We start from the raw sequence: 23,889 nt of genomic DNA, 5'->3' as shown, positions 1-23,889 counted from the left end.
TTATCGAACTGGGGGTTTCACGTTAGAACGATGGCAATGCGAGCGGTAGCCCAGGAACGATCTGGATATCCGTAGCGGCGAACGCGTCCTGGACATTGGCACCGGGACCGGCTATACGGCCGCCTTCCTGGCCGCCTGCGGTAGTGCGGTGACCACCGTCGGGGTCGCGAGCACCTCGCCGACCGGGCCCGGAAGAACCTCGCCCGCAGCGGATACCCGGACGTCACCGTGGTCACCGGCGACGGCACCCTCGGCCACCCCGCGGGGGCTCCCTAAGATCGGATCCATGTGACCGCCGGGGTGCGCCGGCTCCCGGCGGCGTGGCTGGAGCAGGCCGCGCTGGGCGCGATCCTCCTCCTGCCGTGGGGCACCGACTACAGCCCCCACGGCGCGGCCCTGCGCCTGGTGGTGGAGGGGCCCGGTCGGGCGTGTGGGTCGTTCACGATGGCGTTGTCGTTCATGAAGTTGCGCGCGCAGCGGGCCGCGCCGGTCGCGATCGATGTTCCCTAGGGGTGGCCGGACGTGGCGCGTGCCAGCGGCACCGAGCTGTCGTTGGCGGATGTGGTCGGTGGTCCCTACGGTCCGGTCGCCTTCGTGATCGGTTTGCGGGTTCCGGGGTGCGTGCCCGTGCTCGTTCCGGGCGAGCGGGCCGGTGACGGCACGCTGTGGTTGACGGCCGGCGGCGCGGATCCGTCGGTGGCCGCGGCGGGCTTTGCCCGGGGTCGTCGTCCGAACGTCCTCCAGGCGGGGCCACGTTCGCTGTGGACCGAGGTCGAGGACGCGTGGCGCTGGTGGGACCGGGTGGGTCGCCCGGAGGTGTTCGACTTCGGCCTGACCGTGACCGTCAGCGACACGGGGGTCCGGCAAGTCCCCTGGTACGGCGGCGCCGGACACGACATCCCCGCTGTGTGAGGAACCTCTGGATGAGCTGCTGTACGGGGCGGCGGCGCTTGGCAAGGCACCGACTGCAGGCGAACTCGGCGTGGTTCGTGCCGGTCGGCAAACGCTGCGCCGCGAGGTTGCCCGACCGGCGCTCACGCGCCAATGAACCTCAGCCGGGGTGCACGTTATGTCTCTACGGCGTGGACTGTCGTTCGCTCGACGCTGGCGGGCCCTACGGCTGCGTCGGTTTCGATGCCTGCGTCTCGCAACGCGGTCGCCGCGTTGCGGACATCGGCCGCGAGACGCGCAGCGGCGGTGGCGGCGTTGGCGATTGCCTGCGCCTGGGCGTACTCGAGGGAGCCGGCGCGGCTGACAGCGCCCGCATGTACTCGCAGCTCGTGCCCGGCGTCCGCCAGTGCCGTACGCACTTGCTCGAATGCCTTTTGGTCGTGCTCCTTTCGGGACACCGAGCCCGCGCGGCGGCCGGCGGTTCCGGGCCTTGCCAGCCCGGAGGCCAGGACGGTGGCGGGCCGCTCGGCATGCTGCAGCGCTTCCCTGAGGAGGGGGATTAGCCGCGCCACCTCGGGCGCGGTTCGTGCCAGCGAGAGGTGGGAGGCCAGGCGCAGGCTCTTTTCGAGCGACCGGTGCAGGTTGGCGATGACGAGCCGAGCGGAAGCGGGCCTGGGCTGAGGCGCTGGCTGAAGGAGTGCCTCGATGGGGCTGGCGATCGGGCCGAGCCGTTCGACGGGGCGGTCACCAGCCCCGAGCCGTTCGACAAGGCGACTACCGGCTGCGAGCGGCACGGCGTGCGGGGGCTGCGTGCCGAGGATCGGCGCGCCCCTCGGTGAGTCCGGGGATTCGCCCCAGAACGTGGTCAGGACTGAGTCGGGTCGGGCGCAGATCGCGTACGGCAGCACCGCACGCCGCACGGCTGCCTCCGGACCGGGGGTCAAGTCGAGACTGTCGCTGAGTAGCTGCAGACCCCGGGTGATGACAGGAAGCCCGCATGCGAGGGCGGTCTCCAAGCACTCGGCGATCTCGTGTCCGTGGTCCCCGCGACGCCGGAGCAGCATGTGAGCCGCGATCAAATGGGCGTCGGCGGACCAGTCGTAGCCGTCGGTGAGTTGGGCGGCCCAATTCGCGAGCCGGTCGTCCTCGGCGTCGAGCAGGTAGTAACCGAGCGCGAGATCGAGCAGGATGCGGGACGACGACTCGATCGAGTCTCGGATGCGAAGCGCTTCGGCCGCCACTGCGCCGGCCGCCGACATGTCGGCCCGGTGCATGCAGCCGAGCAGCGTCAAAGCCAGGCCGGGTTCGGGTTCGACATGGTCCCCGACGACCCACAGGGGTGTCTCGGCCGGCCGTAGGACGAATCGGGCCGGGCCGCCCGAAGGGCTGACCTGGGCCAGGTTGGTGGACTTCAACACGCCGCTTGTCAGGATGGTTCCGGCGGCATGGCCGAGCGGGGTGAGCCATCGGCTCGACACGAAGCGGCGAGCGAGCATGTCCCAGGTCCATTCTGCCGCCCATGGAGCGTCGGGGAACCGCGTCGCTGCCACGGCCACGCACCGGCTATCCGACGATGTGTGCAGCTTCAGCGGCACCCAGGGCTCTCGCCCGTCCACTGCGGCGTAGCCGGAGAGCCGCTCCCCTCTGGTCAGCCTGCCGCGGACGGTGTAGCCGAGCGTGGCCGGCATCCGTACCCGCACCGGGACCCCGCTCGCCACCAGGGCGATCGTACGTCTGTCGGGCCGGTCGGCGATTACCTCGACTGTGCCGATCACCGTGCCGGGCGCGACGTCCGGCAACTCGAATCGCAGCTCGGCGCCGATCGCTTCGGTGCTCACCTTCCCAGCTCACCTGCCCTTCGGCTGGATGGGGTGAGGAGGTCGATTTCGACCGTTTCGTCATGGCTCGGTGGGTAGATGATCTTGCCCGGTTGGGTCAGCGTCTCGTGGACTCCGTCATCAAATCGCACGGTGAGTTCGTACGCGGAGGCCCTGGTCTCGGAATCCCACTTGTCGGTACGCCCCGGACCGTGCGAGTACGTCGAACTCGTTTGGTGGCATTGCAGTTCCCATTTTGCATGGGAACGGGCCGATCCTGGATGGCAGTCGAGCCGGAACGGCACCTTCGGAGCCTTCGAGAGCCGCCGCAGAACCGTGTCGCGACCGCTGTCGGGCAGTTCGCCGGAGAGAGCGTCCCCGGAGGGGGGCGTGGGCCAATACCAGCGAAGTACGTCGGCGAACCTACCGCGCAATTCGGTCGTTCGGACTACCCAGGAAGCACCCGCAGTGTCAGCCCCGAGTCCGTCCAGTGTTCTCACCAAGGCGTCGGCGAACGGGGTCACATTGCCCGGGTCCACATTGCTGGGAAACCCACGGGGAGTCGGTGTGAAGACCGGATTATGGACGCGTGTGTCCAACCTTTCCTGGGTTCGCCGGGCTGCCTGCGGAGCGTCGGCAATCAGATCGGGCGCGCTGAGGTCGCATGCCCAGTCACCCAGCTCGTCGGGCTGATCCGAGCAAGTGTCGAGGAAGAAGCACTGGGTCAGTGCCTTGCAGGCCCGCATCGACCTCCGGGTGCGAGTGAAGTCGATCAGACGGGTCTTCCAGTCGACGATGTCCTCCGCGAGATCCTCCACCAGCAGGTATCTCTGCGCGTCGCCGCCCCAGCCGTGGCCGCAGAAGTACAACAGCGCGATGTTGTCCTCGGCCTGGTCGCAGCTTGCCACCCAACGTCTCCAGGCGGCCCGGACGTTGTCGTAGACGGCCTGCTCCGGCACCGGATGCGGCAGATCCTTCGGCCAATGGACGGCGAACTTTGACGACAGAAGGACGTCGACCGTGCCGAGCTTCACATCGCTCTTGGACCAGTCTGCCTCGATCAACCAACGGGCCACATGTGTCGCGGAGAGCGGCGCACAGGTCAACACCTCGTCCACGGAGTGCAACAGGGACCACGGTGACGCTTCCTCGGACACTGCGCTGCCACAGTGCGGATACGCCCCTACGCCGACCACCAGCGCGTGAATCCGGGAGCCCCGGCCGCCGTCGATCGTGTACACGGTCACTTCATCGCCACCTGCACACTCTTTGCGATCCAGGAGTAGAAGTTCGGCTGCTCGAAGTAGCCGGCGTGTGCCCAGAGGGTTCCCGATGCGTACAGGTGGTCCTGGACTCCCTCGAAGACCGGTTCCGCGCAGTAGCAGAGGATGTCGCTGCGGTCGACCACGTTGATCCAGGACCGGATGTTGGTACACGCCGGAACCTTGCGACGGTCGGGATTGGGCAGGTCGCACGGCACTCCCTGGAAGGCGGAGAACTCGGCGAAGAGACCGACCTGCGAGCCCACGGTCACCAGCACGTCAATTACCAGCTCCGGATCGAAGTGGCTCGCAATATCGTAGACAATGTTGCCTCCCATGCTGTGCGCCACCACTACCAGCGGCTCCCTGCCCGGGGCACCCGCGACTGCCGCCCGAAGATCGTCCAACACGATCTCGATGATCTTGCCCGGGTGCTCGGGGGTACCCCGCAGCGCGAGGTACTTGAAGACGTCACCCAAGAATGGCTGAACCCGTTTGTCGGTGAGCCGCCGCAGTCCGCCGGCGGACAGCCGGACCGGGGTCCCGACCAGGGCGATCCTCAGCCTTCGAGCGGTGGGGCCGAACAACCTGCTAACCCGGTCGCGCGCCGCGCGAGTGCCGAGCTGCTCTTTGTGTGGTGCTGGCTCTCGGCCGGCATCCACGAGGGCCTCGATCAAACTGGCGTCGTCACGCACGTTGTCCCAGAAGTGATCGGTTGGATCAAACTGGGGGTGCTGCTCACAGTACGAAGCCAGCGGGACGGCCAGGTCAGCTAGCGCGGCCAACTCGTCGCTAGAGCAGTTCTCGATGTCGAGAGCGCTGTATAGCAGGTCCACGGCGTCCGCAAGACTGTCGCGCGCGGTGTCCAAGACGACGTTGTGTGTGCGGCCGCTCTCGGGTGGTTCTGCGGCGGCCAGCAGTTGAACCACGGAGGCGTCGCTCGCCGTTCCCAGTGACTCTTTGATGCCTGGGCGGCATGCGTTCCCCCACCGCCGCTGGGCACCCTCCTTGCCCCACCACGGAAGCAGCACCGCGTCATCGCGGGGGACGACATTGATCACGGGCAACAGGAACCGGCTGAACAGGTCACGCCGGAACGCTTGGACCTTTTTGGTCTCGGTTTCTTCGTGGTTGCCCACCCCATGCACGAAGACCACTGCCATCGGAACCACCACCCGGGTTCTGCCCCGTTCCCTCCGTCAATCGTCCCTCTGCTGGTCCTCTCGTGCATGAGCAGGCAGGTGTGTGGGTCGAGTTCAGGCGGTAGCCGAGCGACCCGCTTCCGGTTCCTGCTCGGTTTTCCTGTCGGGATTTCCGTACAACTTTCGGGCTCGGTTGTCGGTTGCTCCGGTCCCGGCTGCTTTGAAAGTTCTTGTCGATTGATCATGTGTTTGACGGTTGGGTTGCAAGATCTGGGTTTTTGGATCTTTGGCTGCGTGGCCTGGGTCTTGCTGCCTTGCTCGGCTTTGTCTGGCCTGTGGCCTGTGGATTTGCAGGATCTGGGACGGATGGTCGGTTCCGTTGAGAAAACCCGTGGACGGAGGACGAGGTCGCCTCTCGGTGGCCGTTCGTGTCGTTCCTGATCGGTGTCCTTTCCGAGGGCTGCCTCAGCGGGTGAGGTCTGGAACGCCCGGTCGGCGGGGCCGAACCGGTGTCGCCGGCGCGGCGGGTCCTGCTGCGCTTCCTCGGTTTCCCTGTCGAGTTTTGCTGTCCGGTTTTCCTCACGACTTTCGGGTCGGGTTGTCGATCTGACGCCCGGGCCTGTCGATGGCGCTGTGTGGTGTTGCCAGGGCCCCTGGAGGCGTGTGGCGGATCGGGTGCTCCGTCCCGGCTGCTTTGAAGGATCTTGTCGGTTGATCATGTGTTGACCAGTGGGTTGGCAGGATCTGGGATTTTGGATCTTGACCGTGTGTCCTGGGGTTTTTGTTCTGTTGCTCGGCCTTGTCTGGCGTGTGGCCTGTGGTTTTGCAGGATCTGGGACGGATGTTCAGTTTTGTTGGGAAGACCTTGTGGGCCGCGGCCGGCTTCGCCGGTTGCGGAGGAAACGGCGCTGCCGTCGACGGCTGCGGCCGCTGGGCGGCCCGTGGTTTGGCCGGGTGGTCGCCGACCGGCCGGGCGGTTGCCCCTGCGTTCCGGTGTGTTGTGTTTTGCTTGCGAGAGGTGGCTGTGATGGCTGGTGAGCACGGGGGAGATCCGGCTCCGATCGTCGAGTTGCCCGTCTCGGGGGCGGGCAGACGGGCACACGGGCGGCCGGGAGCAGCGCGGCATCCGTGCCGGCCCGGGCCGGGCCGGGACGAGGCGCTGCGCCCGGGCCGCGTCAACCCCGGACCGGTGGCATGTCTGCCTGCCGGTCTCGGCGATACGCTGACCGCCGGCCCACCCGCGTATCGGATTCCGGAGGGGGAGCCATGACCCACGTGAGTGACATGACGGTGGCCGGCGGCGGTCCCGACGACGTTGAGGACTTCCTCGCGATGCTCCACGACCACAGCTCCTGGCTGGTCCCGGTGCAGTACGTCGACCTGCACGCAACGTTGGAGTGGGAGGAACCACCGCCGATCGTCAAGCAGGTACGACGCCATGCCCGAGCCGGGCAGACTCGGATCTGTCGGGACCTGATCACCCGCACCACGGGCGCATCCGCGCTGACCGACCGGGCCCCGGAGTTCGTTCCGCCCGCCCCGGAACCCGAGCTCTACGTGCACCTCCTGGTCACCCGCGTGCGGTTCCGGCAACTCAGCATCGCGGCGCTGATTACCGACGCCCGGGCCGAAGCCGCCCGGCGCGGCGCACGGCTGCTCCGGACGCACTGCTGGGCCGGCGACGACGGCCGCCTGGTGCGTGATTACGAGGAGTTGGGCTTCACCGCGACTCTGGAGTTCGAGGTTCTGCGGTCGGACGGGTCGTTCTGGCCGGGCCGGGTGCTGCAGACCCGGGTCGAGCCGTCGGCAACCCCGAACTGAACCTGTTCGGTGTCGTTTCCGTGGGTTGCCTCGGCGGGTGGGGTCTGGGGCGCCAGGTCGGCGGGGTTCCGTCCGCGGTTGGGCCGAACCGGTGTCGTCGGCGTGGGGTTCCTGTGGTGTCTCTCGGTTTCCTGTCCGGTTTTCCTTACGACTTTCGGGTCGGGTTGTCGATCTGGCGCGCGGGCTCGTCGATGGCGTTGTGCGGTGTTGCCCGGACCTGTTGGGGGTATGTGGCGGATCGGGGCATGAGGGCGCCAGGAGGGCGCTCAGGGCGCTTGTGGAATGGTTGCTGGTGGTTGCCGGGCCGTGCTTGTGGTGGCTGTGGAGGGCTGGTTCGATGTGCCTGCGGTCGGGGCCGGGTCGGCTCGTTGGGTGCGGTGGTGGGGCCGCGGAGCGGGCCGTGTCGCCGCTCGGTTTTCGTGGGTGGTGTCGGGGTGTGGTGGCCTACGGGTTCGCATGTTGATTGGTGCGGTCGTGGGGTTTCGTGGTCGGTTTGTGTGCGTGCCGGACCGGGTGGTCTGCGCCCGGGGCGTCGTGTCGTCCTTCGGTTTCTCCCGGGGCGTGTTGCGTTCCAGGTGGGTTGCTCTGTTTCATCGGGTGGTGTTCGGATCCGGTGATCCGCCCGGGCGGCGACCCTTCCATGGGGGCGTTCGCGGGCATCGATGTCGTGGTGGTGGTTGGTTGTCGGCGTCGGGAGTGGCACGGAGTGCCTGGGCCGGTGGTTCGGGTCCGCGTATCGCCGGCCGGCGGGTGGCGGCCGGTCGGCTGCGGCTGGGTGATGAACGAGGCGTGGGCCCGGTGTCGGCGGGCCGACTGTTCACTACCCTCGGTTGCCGCGTGCGAGCATGTCGGTGTGCTGGATGAGATCGACGCGGTGGATTGGGCTGCCGTACCGGGCCCCCGGTGGTACGAGCCGGATCGCGTTGCTTCGGGTTTGCGTGCCTTGGCCCGGGCGGTGAACCGGGTGGACGCCGCGGAGGCCGGTACGCGGCTCGAGGGCGGCGGGATCGTTCACGGCCACAGCGCGACGGTGTTCCCGGCGGCGGTGGTGGCGACACCGCTGCTTGTGGGCATTGCCCGGCGGGGTCATCCGGCGGCACGGGACGCCGCGTTGGAGCTGATCGCCGATGCCTTCTCGTGCTACCCGCACCCCGGGTACACGCGGGTGGTGGATCCGGGCGGCATCGCGGTTCCGCTCTGTTGTGGCATCGCCGGCCATCTGCGGGCCTGTACCGGTTTCCTCGCCCGGCAGGGCGGGACGGGCCGATGGCTGCGGGCCGCCGCGGACGCGCACTGGCGTTTCGACGTTGGCGAGTGCGTCGCCGACGGCGGCGACACGGCGGCCTTCGGTACGCTGTCCGGCCGACTCGGCGACGGCGTGCACGCGGCGGAGATGCATGCCGCTGATTTCGTCACCGTGCCGGTCGAAGTCACCCTCGAATACCCGCCCGCGCAGGGTTGCCCCGAGGCATGCCTGCGGGTGATCGCCCGGCAGCCGGGCGAACTGCCCCCTGTGATGATCTGCGGTGGTGTGTCGGTGGAGATTCGGCGGGGTTTTGTCAGTGGGGTGGAGTCGGCGTTCCGGCTTGTGGTGTGGGGTGCGGGGCTGGGCGGTCCGTTGACGGTGGGTGCCGATCTTCTGCTGACGCTTTTGACGAATCATCGGGTCGGTTGAACGCAGATCGGTATGACGGGTGGTGTTGGTCCAGGTCACAGGCCGGTTCGTGTCAGTGGACCGGGGGCCTGCACCGCCGTGGCTGTCGCTTACATGCGTCAGGGCACCGGATCGGTCACTGCGAGGACCTCGGGTTCGCCGATCACCAGGGCGACAAGGGCGAGGCGACACGAGTGGGCGACGGCGCCCCAAGACGACGGACCGCGCCCTGGTGTGTGTTCCCTGGCCGGTGGTTGTCCTAATCCGTTGTCGTGTTTTCCGGCGTGGCGGAAAGGTTGTCCCACGAGCGCGGGTCGGTCCTCAACGTCTCGGTCAGTTCGTTGGCGTCCCTCAGCCGTGACAACACGCTTTCGAAACGGGTGCGTTCCTGCTCCCAATCCCGTTCGAGATGGGGCATGGCATCGCCAGACAGTGCGCGTGCGAGAGCGAAGAGTTCTTGCCTCCATTCCGGTGGGATCACGCGTTCGTCGACCACGGCGTTCCTGAGGGCGAAACACGCGAAGACGGTCGTCCAGGTGATGGCGGAGACGACCTTCCGGCTCGTGTCGGCGTCGAAGATGATCGTGGTTTGGACGTTGATCACGTCGTCCTCCACGTGGAGAAGCCCCAGACACGACACCGCCTTGGGATGGGCCCAAGCGCTCGCCTCGCGGTAGAAGTTGGCGTAGGGCCTCACCCCGTCTTCCGACTCGTGCTGTGCCTCGCCGAGCCATTCGCGGACCTTCTTGTCGGGAGTCCACTGTCCCTTCTCGATCCACTTCTGGGCCGTGCCTTCTTCTTTGGCGAGCATGCGGCCGAGCCCCGTCGACTCGTAGACCGAGCGGAGAAGGTTGAACGCCTCGGCGTTGAACCCCTGTGCGGCGAGCTCGTACGCGGCCCGAAGTTGCGTGTACCCACGTCCGAAGAGAGCGGCGGCAGCGATAGCGTTCGGGAAGGCGCCCTCGACAGGAGTTCCGGTGAGGGCGTGCACGAAGCCCCCGTACAGCGTGAATGCCCGCCCGAGGTGGTCACTCTCGGGCCAGGTCGGCAGCGCGGTGCCGAACCGGTGGTGGTGCGCCCAGTTGTCGGGCAGATCGCTTGGTGAGTCCTCGTTGTTCATGCCTTGAGGATCGATCCTCGACCGGCTCTCTGCCAGGCGTACACGCCTCGCCTGTGATGGGCCCGAGCCTCAGTGGGGCCGACGGGTCGTGACTGCATGGGAGCCGAGGATCCTCCGCGCCCGGGTTCGGGTGTGGGGCCGGGCCGCCGACGTCTTCCGTTCAGGAAGCGTGCGTCCCGTCCGTCGGTCCGGCTTCGCGTCCCCGCTGCCGCGTGGGGTGTCGCCCAGTGCGCGTACAACACGTCCTGCGCCGGCGCGGCCACACCACCCGCCGCCGGTGTCGGATGGACGGTGACCCGGCCCGCCGCCCCGTCGTGCGCCCCCGAGCACGGTCGCCGTCCAGGCGGGATCGTCACGGCGATCGACGATGACGTGGAGCGGATCCGGTGCCGACACCGAGAACGCCGTCGGCCCCGCCGACGGCGCGGCGAGGTGCGTCACATGCCGCCGATCTTGCTGTACACCCAGCGCACCAAGTCCCCGTCGACCCGGACGAGTTCCATCTTCCGCATCCCGGCCAGGACGTGGGTGGTGATGTTGGCCCAGTTGCGGAAGCTGCCGTGGGCGGCCTGTTTGTCGATCGCGTCGATCAACGCGATGTCCACGTCCGCCCAGACGGGGTGGAAGGCGGGGATCGTAGCCCTTACCTCTTCCTTGGACATGCGGGTGAACTCCTGCCATATGAAGATCCTCGACGCGAGCATCGGCTCCCGGCGCAAAACCTTGTAGCAGCCGTCGCCCCCGGCGAAGATCACCGCGATGTCGGTGCGCTTGTCGTCCCACAGGTGACGCCAGAACTCGAACCCGGTCTTCTTCATCCACTGCGCCTCGTCACAGACCAGGACCCGAAACTCCTCGGCGAGGGCGTCCTTGAGGAGGGTGTCGAACTCGATGGGACGCGCGGGAGGCTCACCCGGCAGCCCCAACGCCCGGAAGAGCCCGTGACGGATGTCCCTGGGCGTGGGGCCGGCACGCAGTTCCAGACGATGGGTGATGTCGGGGGCCAGGTGACGCAGGGCGGAGTTCACCGACATCGTCTTGCCGGACCCGGCCGGCCCGTAGACGCACATCATCGCCTTCGCCTCGATCACGGCCTCGATGTTGTCCCGGGTGGTCAGCAGTGTTTCGGTACCCACCAACCGCGCCTGCTCAAGGCCCAGGAAGTGGTCCTCGCTCTCGTCGGGCAGGAGTCCGTAGTCCGGGTCAGTGATCATCCGTGTCCTTGTCCGGGGGAGGAGCGGCCGCGACCGGGCGGACCCAGCCGGCGGGCGCGGGGCCGTGCGGGACGAAGTCCGGGCGCGCCAGCGCACGTCGGTCCACCCGCGCCGCCGTGCCCAACTCGTCCTCGGCCTGCGAAGAGGTGGGCGAGGCGAGGAGACGGGGCGGGGCCGCGACGGTGGAGGCCTCGAAGCGTCGGCGGCGCAGTTTCTCCGCGGCCTTGAGATCGGCCTTGAGCCGGCGGGCGGCCGCGGTGCGTGCGGCCTGGACCGAGCGGATCTGCTCACGACTCGCGGCGGCGGCCAAAAACGCCGGCCCGAGGTAGCGGCCGGTGACGACGTCGAAGACTTCGATGGTGTCGTCATGGTGAGGCAGGTGCCGTACCGAGACCTTGGTGCCGGTACGGCCGTTCATCCAGGGGGCGAGGTAGTCGCGGCGCCGGCGGCGCACGCCGTTGGTGGTGATCGTGTAGGTGCGCCCGTCGTCTTCCAGGGCGAAGGTCGCCATCTGCCCGGCGGGCACATCCGCCAGCGGTGTCGGATCGGCCTGCCACGCCTGGACGGGGGTTTTGCCGTTCAGGGCGGCCGGCCGGTGTTCGGTGTTCCACCAGGTCACCCAGTCCAACAGCAGGCCCACGAACGCCTCGTAGGTCAGCGGTGGGGCGTCCGGGTCGGCGAGCCGGCCGCCCGTGAGCCTCTGGCGGCCGGTGTAGCGGGGGAGCGAGACGAGGAACATCTCCTCCACCGCGTCATTCAACGCCTCGATGGTGCCTTTCAGATGCGGGCTGTAGGCGGGGAGGTCGGTGACGGGGACGGCGAACGCGCCCATCGCCGCGGTGACCGTCGCGCACAGGAACTCCTTGCCGCGGTCCACCCGGATCCGACCGGGCAGTCCCCCCATCGGCCCGAAGGGTCCTCCGCGGGTGATCGCGATCCGCAAGGACGCCAGTACCGCGTCCCGGCTCGGCGCGTGCGCGGTGACCGCGACCCCGGTGACGACCTTGGTGGCGCAGTCGATGAACCAGGTCACCCACGGGGTGGCCAACTCTCCCTCCACGTCGACCTCGACGGGAACGTGCTTGTGGTCGCCTTCCCACGCCGCGTTGCGGTGCGTCGGCGGCCGTTGCCCGAACACGTCGTGGGCGCGCCGGGCGGCCTCCCCGCTCTTGAGGCCGGCCCGCTCGCCGCGGGTCAGGTCCCGGCGGACCGCCCGATGCAGCGTGGACAGCGACGGCACAGCCGGCGCGTCCGGATCCTCGGCCGCCTGCCGTACCAGCTCGGCGTGGACCCGTGAGGCGTTGCCGCCCCACAGCGCCAGCAACTGCCGGATCTCCGTGGTGACGGTGAAGCGCGACGCCTCCACCCGCGCGAGACGCCGGTCCCGGCGCGCGACCGCCAGCCACCGCCACACCGTGCGCTCCGACTTCCCCAACGCCTGTGCGACCAAGCGCACATGCACGGCCGTCAGTTCCCCGCGGCCATCGAGGTCCAGGAGCCTGGGCATCGCCGCGGCCCGCCCCAGGCGTGACGGAAAGACGGCCTGCACCCCACCTCGGTAGTCCTCACCGCCCCCATCCGTCATGCATCCCCCTTCTCGCCGAGCCGTCAGGCAGCCCGAACGGCCGCTCCGACATCAGGTGTCCCAGAGATTCGTCACCCGGTTGACCGGTATCGGCATACCGCTGACAGCACAGCCCCTGTCGAGTACGTCAGGTGGCCGCGTGGCCGTTGACAGTCAGGGAACCCGTGTCTCCTACGCCGGTGGCGCGGGTTGATGTTCCGGGGTCCGGGTCCGCTTGGCAGGCACAGCCGGTGAGTGCGAGGGGAATCGATATGGGTTCATCCATTCGGGTGAGTAGTGTGAATTCGTGGCGGTGAGGGCCGGGGCCGTTCCTACTGTCGTGGTCCATGCAGGACGCGGACACGACCCCGAGGCCGTCGTCCGGGTCGAGGTCGTGCGCAGCACGCGGTTGAAGGGTGAGGCGGAGTGCCTGAACCGGACTGCGGTGAACCGGTTCTTCGCGGATCCACCCCGCCGGCCTCCAGGATCTACACCCGCACCGAGGTCCTCGCCATGTCGGAGGAGGAGACCATGAGCGTCGTCCCCGCCACCCACCCGGCCCGGGAGACCGCAGACGCCGGACTCCTGCAGCACATCGACCGGGTGCACGCCGACGGCTCCATACGCGAGTGGGCCAAGGTCACCCACCACGTCCTCAAAGGCCTCAAGCACTTCAGGACCGGCGACGTCGACCAGCAGGTGATCGAGTGGGCACTGAAACAGTGCTGACAACCTCCGACCCCCGGCGGCCGTCCCACTTGTTCGCTCCGGTACCCCACCCCCTCGAGGCGGGGATGCACTTCCTGGACCTGCCGGGTGCTCGGGCCCTGCGCACCCCCGGCCTGCTCGACACGACACACGCCCTCACGGCCTGCCTCGCCCAACGGGCGATGCTGTGCCTGTATGGAGCCTCCGGCGTGGGCAAGACGTTCGCCGTCCGCCTCGCACTCGCCGGCCACCCGCCCGACCGGCACTGCCGGCTCGACCTGCGCGCCCACCCCGAGCCGACCGACCTGCGCGCGGCCCTCCACCACGCCCTCCACCTCCCCGGCGATCCCCCCTCAGACCCGGGAGTCTGCGACGCGAGCATCCTCGACACCCTGACCCGACCGCCGCGAATCGTGGTCGTCGACGACGCACACCAACTCTCGCCCGCCGCGTTCGAGTACCTGCGCTACCTGTACGACACCCTCCCCGGCGGCCTGTGCATCGTGCTGATCGCAGGCGAGGACAGCGGGCAACTGCTGCGCAGACAACGGATGCTGGCCTCCCGCACCGCCGCCTGGGTGGAGATCACCCCGCTGCTCCCGGACCACGTGCCGCAGGCCATCTCCCGCCTCCACCCGATCTGGCGGCACACCGACCACACGGTGCTGCGCCACATGGACGCCCGCTTCGCCCACGGCCGGCTGCGCCGCTGGGCAGCGCTGACCCATCACACCCGCCGCGCCCAGACTTTCGCCCACACCGGCGCCGTCACACCGGAGTTACTCGAGCGGATCGCGGACCGTATCGACCCTCCGCCTCGCCGATGAAACCCCTGACCCTCTTCTCCCGGCCGGCACCGCCGGTCACGCTGATCACCGACGACGGCGACGACGCGGCACTGGCCCGCGCGGCTCGGCAATGCTCCGATCCCCGGCACGGGCGAATCACCGTCGACCCGACCCCCGCCACCGTCACCTCGACGTTCCTGGCCCGCGACATCCTCTCCGCACTGGGCCGCACCGCCTACGTCCCGACCCACGGCCGGGCCATCACCGCCGCACCCGCGTGGAGAGCGGTCGCCTGCTGGTTCACCGTCGACGACATCCGGCAACTGATACTCCTGCGCGCCCACTTGCTGACTCCGGACCGAACCGAGCGCCTGGCCGCCCTACGCGCGACGACCGGCATCCACCTGGTCCTGATCGCCAACCCGCCCGGCCGCCCGGACACGGCCCGCCTCGATCTCCACCTTGCCGAAGCCGGTCTCGCCGGAGAACTGCAGCGCCTCGACGGCGTCCACGCCGCGCTGGGCCTGTTCGTCCCGCCCACCACGCCCAACCGCTTCCGCCCACCGTTCGCGGCGCCGCAGACCCAGGACACCGGTCTCCCGGCCGAGAGGCCGCGCACGTCGAACCCGGCGGATACTCCGAGTTCGCGCGCCCAGCACCGCGCGGGGCAAAACGCCGCCAAGACCTGGCTGGCCCGGCACCGCATCACCCCCTCGACGCCCCCCGACCAAGCCGACCTCGAACTGTTCCTGTCCCGCCTGACCACCCTCAGCCCCAACCCCGGCCACACCACGGCCCGCGTCCAGGGCGCCCAGGCCGGCTTCGCCGCACACGGGCTGCGCCTGACCGTGCCCACCGACCTCGAAGCCGCCGGGGGACCGGGCATCTGCACAGTCCCTTTCACCGCCCACGTCGCGCACCGCGTCAGCCGCGCCGTTCCGCATCCCGTACAACTCTCCGCGCTCGCCACGCTGCTGTTCACCGGAGCCCACCCGGACCAGGTGGCGGCAACCACGGTGGACGGCATCGACGAAAACGGTACCCGCCTGGCACTACCGGAACAGTGGAGCCGTGACCACGACCCAGACAGTCCGCCGCCCTTGGTCTGGTACACCGTTCCGCCCCGCGCGCGGCCCATCCTCGAGGCGGCGCGGATGTTCCGCGTACTCGAGGAAGCCCCCGGCCACTACGGGCTGTTCAGCACATCCTTCGGCCATCGACTTCAAGCCCTGCGGCAGGACGCAGATCATCCGATCCCCACATTCGACCACCCACATACCGGGCACGACTGGCACCACCAAGCGCGACTGACACGGAACTGAGCACCCGCGCCCAACGGACCAAAACATCAACGCAAGCCAAGGCAACAGCCCCTAACCGCCGACCGATTCGACCCGGCCGCCACCGAGCCCGAGAGCCCGACGCGAGCCCTTCCACGACCGGCCGCGGCGACACCCTCACGGACGCGTCGCCCCAGCGCGGTCGGCGGTTCAGGCGACCGCGCCGCTACGCCCATCGCATGCCCAGAGCGGAGAGTGCGTCGAGCCTGTCTTGCGGGTAGGACCCCGCCGCTGCCGCGCGTTCGCCAACGCCACCCCCAACTTCACCTCGTGGTCCACACCGCCTGCCCGGACGATCTCGAGATGCCTGCGGGGTACGGTCAGGTGCACCTCGCGCGCCCGGAACGCACCCGCGGCGGCGAGAGTGAGCGTCCACCGGTTGACAACGACACCCGCCGGGGCCGCCCTCTCCTCGCACTCCCCATTACCTTTTTGGTGGCCCCGCAACGGGGCTCCCGGCCTTCGGGACCGGCATGACTGTCTCCCCCTGTTGAACGCATGGCCAGGGGGGTGGTGTCACCGATCCCGAAGGCATCGACAGACCGCTGATTAGGGGCATGACCACCGGCTTGTCCGCAGGTCGGGAGGCTCTTCGTAATGTGGATGTGGCGATCGGTGCCGTGGGACGGCCGGGCAGGAAACGATTGGAGGAAGCACGTGATCGACATCGGCGACATCGACGTCTTCCTCGGCCTGGACGTCGGCAAGGGCGAACACCACGCCACCGCGCTGACCCCGGCCGGGAAGAAGGTCCTCGACAAGCGAATGCCCAACAGCGAGCCCAAGCTGCGCGAGGTGTTCGCCAAACTCGCCACGAAACACGGAACCGTGCTCGTGGTCGTCGACCAGCCCGCCTCCATCGGCGCCCTACCGCTCGCGGTGGCCCGGGACATGGGCTGCGAAGTCGCCTACCTGCCCGGATTGACCATGCGGCGGATCGCCGATCTCTACCCCGGCGAGGCCAAAACCGACGCCCGCGACGCCTTCGTCATCGCCGACGCCGCCCGCTCGATGCCCCACACCCTGCGGGCAATCGAGGCCGCAGACGAGGCGATCGCCGAGCTGGAGATGATCGTCGGCTTCGACGACGACCTCGCCGGCGAGGCCACGCGAGTCTCCAACCGGATGCGCGGCCTGCTCACCCAGATCCACCCCCACCTGGAACGCGTCCTGGGCCCACGCATCCAACACCCCGGTATCCTCACGCTGTTGCAGCGATTCGGGTCCCCTGCCCTGATCCGCAAGGCCGGACGCAGACGCCTCGTGAACCTCATACGACCCAAGGCCCCACGCATGGCCGAACGCCTGGTCGACGACATCTTCGCCGCGCTCGACGAACAGACCGCGGTCGTCCCCGGCACCGATGCGACCGCGCTCATCGTCCCCAGCCTCGCCGGCTCGCTCACCGCCGTCCTGGACCAGCGCAAAGTCCTCGCCGCCAGGATCGAGGAGCTCCTGGAGGCCCACCCTCTTTCGAAGGTCCCGACCTCGATGCCCGGCATCGGCGTCAGGACCGGAGCCCGGATCCTCATCGACGTCGGCGACGGCAGCCGCTTCCCCTCCGCCGCCCACCTCGCCGCCTACGCGGGCCTGGCCCCGGCGACCAGGAGCTCGGGATCGTCGATCCGCGGCGAACAGCCCTCCCGGAGAGGCAACAAGCAGCTCAAACGCGCGTTCTTCCTCTCCGCGTTCGCTGCCCTGAACGACCCCGCCTCCCGGGCCTACTACGACAAGAAGACAGCCCAGGGGAAGCACCACACGCAAGCCCTCCTCTGCCTCGCCCGCCGAAGAGCCGACGTCCTCTTCGCCATGCTCAGAGACGGCACCTTCTACGAACCCCGGCCGGCGGAGGTCACCTGAGCGGCGGCTCGGTCAGGAGGACGACCCGGTCGGCCCCGACCTCGAATCCGAGCACCGGATGGCCGTGGTCGCCCTCCGGGTCCATGAGCACGGGCTTGCCCAAACCCCGCCCGATCTCCCGCAGAAATCCGCAGAACGCATCGAGTCGCTCCTGGCCCTGCAACTCCCCCAGGTCGACGTCGAAGTCGATTTCGTCGTGGTCGTGGAAACGGAAGATCGCCAACACACCACCCGTCGGCCAGACCCGCAGGTTCGGACACTCGGCGTCACGCGGGCGGGACAGCACGGCCCTCGCCCGGGGCACCGGCAGCACCATCTCGCCCTCGGAGTACCGGCACTTCCAGCCTCTCGCCTCGACAAGATCAAGGACCGTCTGCCAGTCCTCCACCGAGGCGTCAGGGACACGCATGTCCGGCAGGGATCCCATCAGGTCGGGATCGAAGAAACACTTCACGTCATCCCACAGCAGATCGGGCACACCACCATGTTGCCCGGCTCCCCACCCCGAATGCAGCCCGATTTCCCTTGACGAAACCCATAGGGGCACCCCCCGCACCCGTCGAACGCCGAGCCCGGTCAACGCCCTCCGCTGCGCCGGGGTCAGTTCCGCCCAGCTCGTCTTCTGTCGCTGAAGCCATCGTCCGACGGGTTCGCCGCCGATGGTGTGACCCGGCGTCAACTCGGCCGGGCGCCCACCGCCTTCCACGTGCAGCCGGACCAGGGCGAGTATCCGCTGCCAGTCCACCGACCATCGCCGTGCCGGGTCGGTGCGGCCCATGGGGTTCCAGTCGGGGTCGACGGCGGCGAGCCGTTCCCATCGCTGCGCCCGGCGGGCGGGGTTGGTGCGGGTTTCCAGGGGTCGGCGGCAGTTGGCGAGTACGTCGTCTCACTTGGGTTGTGCGGGTGTGGTGCGCTGACCTGCGGTGCGGCACGGATTGAGAATGTGGTTTGTGTTTTGTGACCTGGGATTTCGGTGTGTGGATGGGGCGCGCTCGTTCGCGAGGGGTCGGTTGACCTGCGGTGTCGCAGAGTTTGAGAGGGATGTGCAACGCGATTGAGAATTCCCTTTGGGAAGCGGTGTGTTCGCTGGCCGGGATGGTGGTGGGCGGTGTGTCGGAGGGTCCGGGTTGGGGAGCCGGCGGTACGGAGTTGTCGTTGGTGGATGTGGTCGGTGGTTCCTGTGATCCGGTGGCGTTCGTCGTCGGTTTGCGGGTTCCGGGGTGTGTGCCCGTGGTGGCTCCGGGTGAGCGTGCGGGTGAGGGCACGTTGTGGTTGACGGCCGGCTGCGGGGTTCCGTCGGTGGCCGCGGCGGGTTTTGCCGGGGGCCGGTGTCCGAATGTCCTTCAGGCGGGGCCGCGTTCGCTCTGGAGCGAGGTGGAGGAGGTTTCGCTGGTGGGTCGGCCTGAGGTGTTCGACTTCGGTCTGACCGTGACGGTGAGGTCCGCCAGCTCCCGTGGTTCGGCGGTCCCGATCACGAGTGTGAAGTTGCGGTTGGGTGTCGTGGTGGCCGCGTGAGTATGTCGTCGATCGTGTGACAGATCTGCCTGGTCACAGCCATGTAGGGCCCTGGTCGCGTCTTTCCGGTGCGGTTTTGTGGCGTCATGGAAACGACGTCCCGCAGGTCGGCGTCCTGCAACTTCCCCTTGGGCCGCCCGCTGTCCGGCTTTTACCAGAACGTCCCGCCCGCGTCATCGGAATGCCGTTTTCGGCGTCACGGTGACGCGGTTTCCGTGTTCCTGGAGGAAGCGGTGTTCCGACGGCCGGGTCGTCCGGCTCCCGGGGCCGGGCAGGAAAAAGGGGAAGGGGGGAGTGGTGGTGACCGACGCACCCGAGGACGACCTGTGGGCAACCGGTGTGGTGCCGGCGGCTGCGGCCCGGGAGCAAGTGATCGCCCGCCTCACGGGGTTGGAAGCCCGGGGCGCGTTGACGCCCGAGCACCTCCGACTGGCTGCAGCCGCAGCGGGGAAGTCACCACGCACCCTGCAGCGCTGGCTGCAAACGGCCCGTGAGGAAGGCCGTACCACCCCTCGCCCACGGCCACGGTTCACGATCACCGCCGACCTGCACGCCCGGCTGGCGCTGTGGGGCGGGAACGCGGCAGCCGTGCACCGCGAGTTGATCGCCGAGGCCCACGCGGCCGCCACACACCGCACCACAGGAACAGGGGACACGAGCACGGCCCCGCCGGACGTTCCGTCACTGGCCACACTGCAACGCGCGATACGCCGAGACGTCAACACCGGCCAACGCGCCGCGTTCAAAGGCGGAGAACGCGCCCGCCGCCTCCACGACGTCCACCTGGCCCGCCCACGCCAATGGCGCAACGCCTGCTGGGAAGCCGACCACAAACACCTACCCGTCCAGGTCGAGTTGGAAGGGGAACTGGTCACACCGTGGGTCACCTGGTTCATCGACTGCGCCACCGGAGCCGTCCCCGGCGCGGCCGTCACCCCCCACACCCCCTCCCGCGACGCGATCCTGGCCGCGCTGCGCATCGCCATGTCACGAGACGAACCCGACGGCCCCTACGGCCCGATCGGTGGTCTACCCGAACTCGTCCGCGTGGACCGCGGCAAGGACTTCCTCTCCCGCACCGTCACCACCGCGCTCGGCGCGTTCGCCGTACCCGTGCACGACCTGCCGCCATACCGCCCGGACCTCAAAGGCACGGTGGAAAACCTCAACGCCTGCGTGGCGAGTACGTTCTGCATCGCCCTGCCCGGCCACCTCCACACCCCCACCACCTCACTCCGCGCACGACCCCCAAAAACCGCCCCCACCCACGTACTGCCCTTCGTCGAATTCACCTCCCGACTCCTGGACTGGATCGCGTGGTGGAACACCGAACACCACAGCCAGGCCCACGCCGGCACCCCGCTGCAGGCGTGGAACGCCGACCCGACCCCGATCGAGGACGTCCCCCCCGACCTGCTCTGGGCCTTCACCCTCGAAGACGACGGCCGAACCAGGACACTGACCACCAAAGGAATCCGCTGGCGCGGCCGCGACTACGTCGGCCCATGGATGCACGGCAAGGACGGCATCCGCGTACGCCTGCGCTACATCCCACACCACGACCACGAGATCGAGGTGTTCGACGCCACCACCCACGCCCACCTGGGCCGCGCCCACCTCGCCGACCAGGCCACAGCCACACAACGCGCCGCACTGCGCCGAGCCAAGGACGCCGAACGCCGCACCCTGGCACACGCCCTGGCCGAGGCCGACCGACAACGCCGACGGCGTTACGCGGCGGTCACCACCGCGACCGCCCCCCGACAACTGGGCGCACTCACCGCCGCGCAGGCCGAGGCCGAGCTGACTCGCTCCCGACAGGCGGACCTGGCCTCGCGCGCGCTGCCGGACCTGATCCCGCCCCGCGAACCACCGACGACCTGGGCACGCCCCCGCACCAGGCAACCGGCGGCCTCCGACACGAACACCGCACCGACAACCGGCGACGACACCGGCGAACGGAACTGCGACACCGCACCGCGCCGACCGCCGAGTCCGTCCGAGGAAGGCGACCGACATGAGCACCGCGACACGCAAGGGCCGCCTGCCCGGTGAACGCGAGGACCACTACATGCGCCTCAAGGGCGCCCAGATCGTGGGCACCAGAACCCTGCTCGCCGTCAGGGAGGACATCCGCGCCGCGATCGACGCGCGCGCGATGATCTGCGTCCACGGCACCGCCGGCCACGGCAAATCCCTCGCGGTGAACGCCTCGCTGCGCGAACTCGCCCCGACCACCACCCACCGCGTGGTCTTCCGCGCCCGCCCCAGCACCCGCGACCTGCGCCACGAACTCTTCCACGCCCTCGGCCTGCCCGGCCGCCCACCCTCCCACGCGATCGAGTTCGACCGCATGCTCCGCGGCGCCCTGGAGGAACGCCGGGTGTTGGTCTGCGACGAGGCCCAATGGCTGTCGAAACTCTGTTTCGAATACCTGCGCTACCTCTGGGACGACACCGACACCGACCTGACCATCGTCTTCACCGGAGGCAACGGCTGCTTCGAGATGCTCCAGAGCGAACCCATGCTCGAATCCCGCGTATACGCCTGGCAGGAGATCGGCCCGATGCCCCTGGACGAAGTCCTCGCCGTCATCCCCGCCTTCCACCCGATCTGGGCCGAGGCCGACCCGGACCTGATCGCCACCTGCGACCGCGAAGCCGCCCACGGCAACTTCCGCGCCTGGGCGAAGATCACCCACCACCTCACCACCGGCCTGGACGCCACCGACCGCACCCGCGTCGACGAGGAACTCCTGCGCTGGGCCTACAGCAAACTCACCCGCCGAGCACCCGCCCGATGACGAACACCCCGTTCCTCCCACCGGTGACGGTGGTCCTCGACCCCTTCGACGACGTGACCCACACCCGCGCCGCGCTCCACGCCCACCACCCCGCCCAAGGGCGACTGACCGTCCACCCCACGCCCGCCGCCACCTCACCACTCACGCTCGCCTACGACGTCCTCGCCGCCCTGGGCAAGCCCGTCCCCTTCGCCCACCCCAGCGGTCCCCGCAACCAGCAGATCCGGAACCGGATCGCATGGGCCACCGCCGCGGCATGGATTCTCACCACCGACATCACCCACCTGACACTGCTGCGCGCACACCTACTGCCCCCATCGTGCTGGCAACACCTGCTGACCCTGCGCGCGCACACCGGGATCCGCCTCCAGGCGGTGTGCCACCGCCCCACGGTCCCCACCGCCCTGACCCGCGCGCTCGCCACCGTCCCGCACCACCTCGCCGACGCCGCCGCACTGCTCCCACCCACCGACCCCAAGCCCGACATCGCGGCCTCCGCAGTGCCGCGGCGGCCCACGAACCGGTGGATCACCCTGCCCGCCCTGGCCCGCCTGGGCGAGCGCAGCCGGCACGAACCACCGCGCCCCGGATGCGGCTGCACCCCGCGCAGTCGCCGTTTCCCCGCCCGCACCTTCGCCCGACTGCGTCCACCCGTCGTGCCGCGCCTGCGGCAGGCCACCGCGGCGGAGATCCTCCGCAGGCTCGACGCCGCCACCGCCCACCCCCGCCCCGCAGCAGCGGTGGTGGCCACGGTGCTCACGGCCGCCTCCACCGCCCAGCTCGTGTGGACCCGCGCCACCGACCTCTCCCCGGATGCCGACGCCCTGCTCCTGCACGATCCGTCCGGTTACCACTACGGCTGCGTGGAGTATCCCGTGCCGCCCTGGGCTCGCCGTTCGTTGATCGCCGCCCGTCACCTGACGTGGATCACCTCCGGCGTGAGCGCCTTCCTGTTCGTCGACCCGAGCGATCCCCACGGGATCGCCCCCGAACTCCCCGCGCTCGCCGATCGATGCCGGCTCCGCGCGCGTGCCCCCCAACCTCCACCATCCCGGCGGCGCGGGACCCGATGACCACACCGACCCGGCCCGCCCCCACCGCACAGGCTTCGTGTAAGGAATCAACATTTCGGTAAGTGGTAAGGAATTGTTCGAAAGTTCCTCATGCGAAGCCCCGCCGACGCCTCTCCCACTCGCCCGACGACCCGACGAATCCCCGGAGCGTGAGGGGCTGCCGATCACCCGCCCCCGATGGGTGCCTGCTCGGTGACGGGGCGGTTGGCCTGTGGTGCCGCAGGGTTTGAGAAGGCCGCGCAACACGATTGAGGATTGCCTGTCGGACACGGCGTGGGGGTGGGATCACACGATGCCGAGCATGCCGAGTTGCGGACGCGGCCTCGTCGAGTCGTCCGTGGGCACAACCCGTACCTCGGTCCGGTTCCTGCGTCCCGGTTCCGGGAGTTGCTCGTGTCCGGTCTGCTGCGTGGGGGTCGCCGGCCGCTGCGCCGGGTGGAGGGTTGTCGACCTGCAGGTTCCGGGGTTTTCGGGCTGATTTTCCCGCCGGGTTTTCCTTACGACTTTCGGGCGTGGTTTCCGGGGGTATGGGGCGTCGGCGGGTGGGTTGTGGCGGGCTCGGGTGTGAGGGCCGCAGGAGGGTGTCCAGGCCGCTTGTCGGGGGTTCCTGGTGTGGGTGTCGGGGTGGGCTTGCGATGGCTGTGGAGGGCCGGTTCGATGCGCTGGGGTCGGTGCCGGTTCGGCCCGTCGGGTGCGGCGGTGGGGCCGCGGAGCGGGCTCGTGGGGTCCTGTGTGGTTGTCCGGTGGATTCTCATCGGACTGTCCATGGGGTGCGTGGGTGCGAAATCGGGATCCGTCTTTGTCCGTGGGGGAGTTGGTGATCTCGTCGCGGTCGGGTGAGTGGGACGACGCCCTGGGATCGGCCGGCCGCACGGTGAGAATGCCCTGCCCGGCGTGACGGGACGCACCAGGCCGGGGTTGGGGTCCGGTGGGGCCTGTGGATTTCCCCGAATCGTACCCGGCAAGAAGTTCTGATGCATGGTCTTGTTGCGTGATGCGACACCCACCTATATTGGAAGTCTTCGACTGGTCATGAAGTCGCCTGTTTCCAATGATGGTTGGCGCATGACGATCTCAAGTCCTCTGGCATCGTGCGATGTTGGTTTGCCCCACCGGTCGTTGTCTCGAATCGCCGGTCCCGCAGTGGAGACGGAACCACACACCAACCCGCCGTGCTGCCAGCACAGTTCCGGAGCCCATCGATCGGGGGGACCGGTGCGTTCGGTTCGGCGGGCAATCGCGTAGCGATTGCGTGTTGGTTGGAAGTGACGGAGTCACTTCCAACCAACACCTCTTGCGACCCGTAGGGTCGCGCGT

Annotated in this window: 19 protein-coding genes; 12 read left to right on the top strand and 7 right to left on the bottom strand. The window is 69.0% G+C overall.

All coding sequences use genetic code 11. From position 1 onward, the window contains the following. Positions 1 to 61 precede the first annotated feature (61 nt). The 3 genes from OG948_RS34210 to OG948_RS34200 are packed head-to-tail and all read left to right on the top strand — an operon-like array spanning position 62 to position 912. Positions 62 to 292: a hypothetical protein gene (locus tag OG948_RS34210; RefSeq protein WP_406300864.1), complete on the top strand. Its 231-nt coding sequence runs from the start codon at positions 62 to 64 to the stop codon at positions 290 to 292. Next, on the top strand, positions 289 to 510 hold the full coding sequence (locus OG948_RS34205) for a hypothetical protein (RefSeq protein WP_331768919.1): 222 nt from the start codon (positions 289 to 291) through the stop codon (positions 508 to 510). Before OG948_RS34210 ends, OG948_RS34205 begins: the two co-directional genes overlap by 4 nt. A gap of 12 nt (positions 511 to 522) precedes the next feature. Further along, a complete protein-coding gene (locus OG948_RS34200) occupies positions 523 to 912 on the top strand; it encodes a hypothetical protein (protein ID WP_331768918.1) in 390 nt (129 codons plus the stop codon). Positions 913 to 1,067: 155 nt separating this feature from the next. Here OG948_RS34200 and OG948_RS34195 read toward each other — a convergent pair whose 3' ends face one another. The 3 genes from OG948_RS34195 to OG948_RS34185 are packed head-to-tail and all read right to left on the bottom strand — an operon-like array spanning position 1,068 to position 5,133. After that, complete coding sequence (locus OG948_RS34195; protein ID WP_331768917.1) at positions 1,068 to 2,729, bottom strand: hypothetical protein; 1,662 nt, start codon at positions 2,727 to 2,729, stop codon at positions 1,068 to 1,070. After that, positions 2,726 to 3,949 carry a hypothetical protein gene (locus OG948_RS34190; protein WP_331768916.1) on the bottom strand — a complete coding sequence of 408 codons (1,224 nt, stop codon included), beginning with the start codon at positions 3,947 to 3,949 and terminating at the stop codon, positions 2,726 to 2,728. Before OG948_RS34190 ends, OG948_RS34195 begins: the two co-directional genes overlap by 4 nt. Before the next feature lie 2 nt (positions 3,950 to 3,951). Then, positions 3,952 to 5,133 carry a hypothetical protein gene (locus tag OG948_RS34185; RefSeq protein WP_331768915.1) on the bottom strand — a complete coding sequence of 394 codons (1,182 nt, stop codon included), beginning with the start codon at positions 5,131 to 5,133 and terminating at the stop codon, positions 3,952 to 3,954. A gap of 1,245 nt (positions 5,134 to 6,378) precedes the next feature. On the opposite strand from OG948_RS34185, the gene OG948_RS34180 reads away from it, so the two are divergent. Both OG948_RS34180 and OG948_RS34175 read left to right on the top strand, forming a co-directional pair. Next, on the top strand, positions 6,379 to 6,933 hold the full coding sequence (locus OG948_RS34180) for a GNAT family N-acetyltransferase (protein WP_331768914.1): 555 nt from the start codon (positions 6,379 to 6,381) through the stop codon (positions 6,931 to 6,933). 853 nt (positions 6,934 to 7,786) lie between these two features. Continuing rightward, positions 7,787 to 8,608 carry a hypothetical protein gene (locus OG948_RS34175; RefSeq protein WP_406300412.1) on the top strand — a complete coding sequence of 274 codons (822 nt, stop codon included), beginning with the start codon at positions 7,787 to 7,789 and terminating at the stop codon, positions 8,606 to 8,608. Positions 8,609 to 8,846: 238 nt separating this feature from the next. On the opposite strand, the gene OG948_RS34170 is transcribed toward OG948_RS34175, so the two are convergent. The 3 genes from OG948_RS34170 to OG948_RS34160 all read right to left on the bottom strand — a co-directional run bounded on the left by OG948_RS34170 (position 8,847) and on the right by OG948_RS34160 (position 12,428). Next, positions 8,847 to 9,707: a hypothetical protein gene (locus OG948_RS34170; RefSeq protein ID WP_331768912.1), complete on the bottom strand. Its 861-nt coding sequence runs from the start codon at positions 9,705 to 9,707 to the stop codon at positions 8,847 to 8,849. Between the two features lie 437 nt (positions 9,708 to 10,144). Further along, positions 10,145 to 10,921, bottom strand: a complete 777-nt coding sequence (locus OG948_RS34165; protein ID WP_331768911.1) for an ATP-binding protein — start codon at positions 10,919 to 10,921, stop codon at positions 10,145 to 10,147. Further along, complete coding sequence (locus tag OG948_RS34160; RefSeq protein WP_406300152.1) at positions 10,911 to 12,428, bottom strand: Mu transposase C-terminal domain-containing protein; 1,518 nt, start codon at positions 12,426 to 12,428, stop codon at positions 10,911 to 10,913. The genes OG948_RS34165 and OG948_RS34160 overlap by 11 nt, the downstream gene beginning before the upstream one ends. 588 nt (positions 12,429 to 13,016) lie before the next feature. On the opposite strand from OG948_RS34160, the gene OG948_RS34155 reads away from it, so the two are divergent. From OG948_RS34155 to OG948_RS34140, 4 genes are all read left to right on the top strand, one after another. Next, complete coding sequence (locus tag OG948_RS34155; protein WP_406292720.1) at positions 13,017 to 13,214, top strand: hypothetical protein; 198 nt, start codon at positions 13,017 to 13,019, stop codon at positions 13,212 to 13,214. Positions 13,215 to 13,279: 65 nt separating this feature from the next. Beyond that, positions 13,280 to 14,020, top strand: a complete 741-nt coding sequence (locus OG948_RS34150; protein ID WP_331768908.1) for an ATP-binding protein — start codon at positions 13,280 to 13,282, stop codon at positions 14,018 to 14,020. After that, positions 14,017 to 15,303 (top strand): hypothetical protein, encoded by a 1,287-nt coding sequence (locus OG948_RS34145; protein ID WP_331768907.1) that lies wholly within the window; start codon positions 14,017 to 14,019, stop codon positions 15,301 to 15,303. The genes OG948_RS34150 and OG948_RS34145 overlap by 4 nt, the downstream gene beginning before the upstream one ends. A gap of 621 nt (positions 15,304 to 15,924) precedes the next feature. Next, positions 15,925 to 17,181: an IS110 family transposase gene (locus OG948_RS34140; protein WP_406292718.1), complete on the top strand. Its 1,257-nt coding sequence runs from the start codon at positions 15,925 to 15,927 to the stop codon at positions 17,179 to 17,181. Here OG948_RS34140 and OG948_RS34135 read toward each other — a convergent pair. Then, positions 17,174 to 17,659, bottom strand: coding sequence for a hypothetical protein (locus OG948_RS34135; RefSeq protein WP_331768905.1), 486 nt, complete (start codon positions 17,657 to 17,659; stop codon positions 17,174 to 17,176). The two genes, OG948_RS34140 and OG948_RS34135, sit on opposite strands and share 8 nt — an antisense overlap. 1,409 nt (positions 17,660 to 19,068) lie before the next feature. On the opposite strand from OG948_RS34135, the gene OG948_RS34130 reads away from it, so the two are divergent. Genes OG948_RS34130 through OG948_RS34120 form a run of 3 tightly spaced genes read left to right on the top strand, consistent with a single transcriptional unit; the run spans position 19,069 to position 22,572 of the window. Then, positions 19,069 to 20,751 carry a Mu transposase C-terminal domain-containing protein gene (locus OG948_RS34130; protein WP_406300151.1) on the top strand — a complete coding sequence of 561 codons (1,683 nt, stop codon included), beginning with the start codon at positions 19,069 to 19,071 and terminating at the stop codon, positions 20,749 to 20,751. Continuing rightward, the gene (locus OG948_RS34125) at positions 20,714 to 21,499 is read left to right on the top strand and encodes an ATP-binding protein (RefSeq protein WP_331768903.1); all 786 of its coding nucleotides are present in this window, start codon (positions 20,714 to 20,716) and stop codon (positions 21,497 to 21,499) included. The genes OG948_RS34130 and OG948_RS34125 overlap by 38 nt, the downstream gene beginning before the upstream one ends. Continuing rightward, positions 21,496 to 22,572, top strand: coding sequence for a hypothetical protein (locus OG948_RS34120; RefSeq protein WP_331768902.1), 1,077 nt, complete (start codon positions 21,496 to 21,498; stop codon positions 22,570 to 22,572). The genes OG948_RS34125 and OG948_RS34120 overlap by 4 nt, the downstream gene beginning before the upstream one ends. Positions 22,573 to 23,889: the final 1,317 nt, after the last annotated feature.

It is taken from the genome of Embleya sp. NBC_00888 (assembly GCF_045207655.1).
Lineage (GTDB): Bacteria > Actinomycetota > Actinomycetes > Streptomycetales > Streptomycetaceae > Embleya.
The sequence above is the reverse complement of the archived record's forward strand: the minus strand, read 5'-3'. Positions and strand labels throughout refer to the sequence as shown.

Coding starts and splice junctions, on each gene's coding strand:
- OG948_RS34150 (WP_331768908.1), top strand. CDS start 13,280: ATGCACTTCCTGGACCTGCCGGGTGCTCGGGCCCTGCGCACCCCCGGC.
- OG948_RS34165 (WP_331768911.1), bottom strand. CDS start 10,921: ATGATCACTGACCCGGACTACGGACTCCTGCCCGACGAGAGCGAGGAC.
- OG948_RS34140 (WP_406292718.1), top strand. CDS start 15,925: ATGTGGCGATCGGTGCCGTGGGACGGCCGGGCAGGAAACGATTGGAGG.
- OG948_RS34155 (WP_406292720.1), top strand. CDS start 13,017: ATGAGCGTCGTCCCCGCCACCCACCCGGCCCGGGAGACCGCAGACGCC.
- OG948_RS34125 (WP_331768903.1), top strand. CDS start 20,714: ATGAGCACCGCGACACGCAAGGGCCGCCTGCCCGGTGAACGCGAGGAC.
- OG948_RS34160 (WP_406300152.1), bottom strand. CDS start 12,428: ATGCCCAGGCTCCTGGACCTCGATGGCCGCGGGGAACTGACGGCCGTG.
- OG948_RS34145 (WP_331768907.1), top strand. CDS start 14,017: ATGAAACCCCTGACCCTCTTCTCCCGGCCGGCACCGCCGGTCACGCTG.
- OG948_RS34185 (WP_331768915.1), bottom strand. CDS start 5,133: ATGGCAGTGGTCTTCGTGCATGGGGTGGGCAACCACGAAGAAACCGAG.
- OG948_RS34120 (WP_331768902.1), top strand. CDS start 21,496: ATGACGAACACCCCGTTCCTCCCACCGGTGACGGTGGTCCTCGACCCC.
- OG948_RS34180 (WP_331768914.1), top strand. CDS start 6,379: ATGACCCACGTGAGTGACATGACGGTGGCCGGCGGCGGTCCCGACGAC.
- OG948_RS34170 (WP_331768912.1), bottom strand. CDS start 9,707: ATGAACAACGAGGACTCACCAAGCGATCTGCCCGACAACTGGGCGCAC.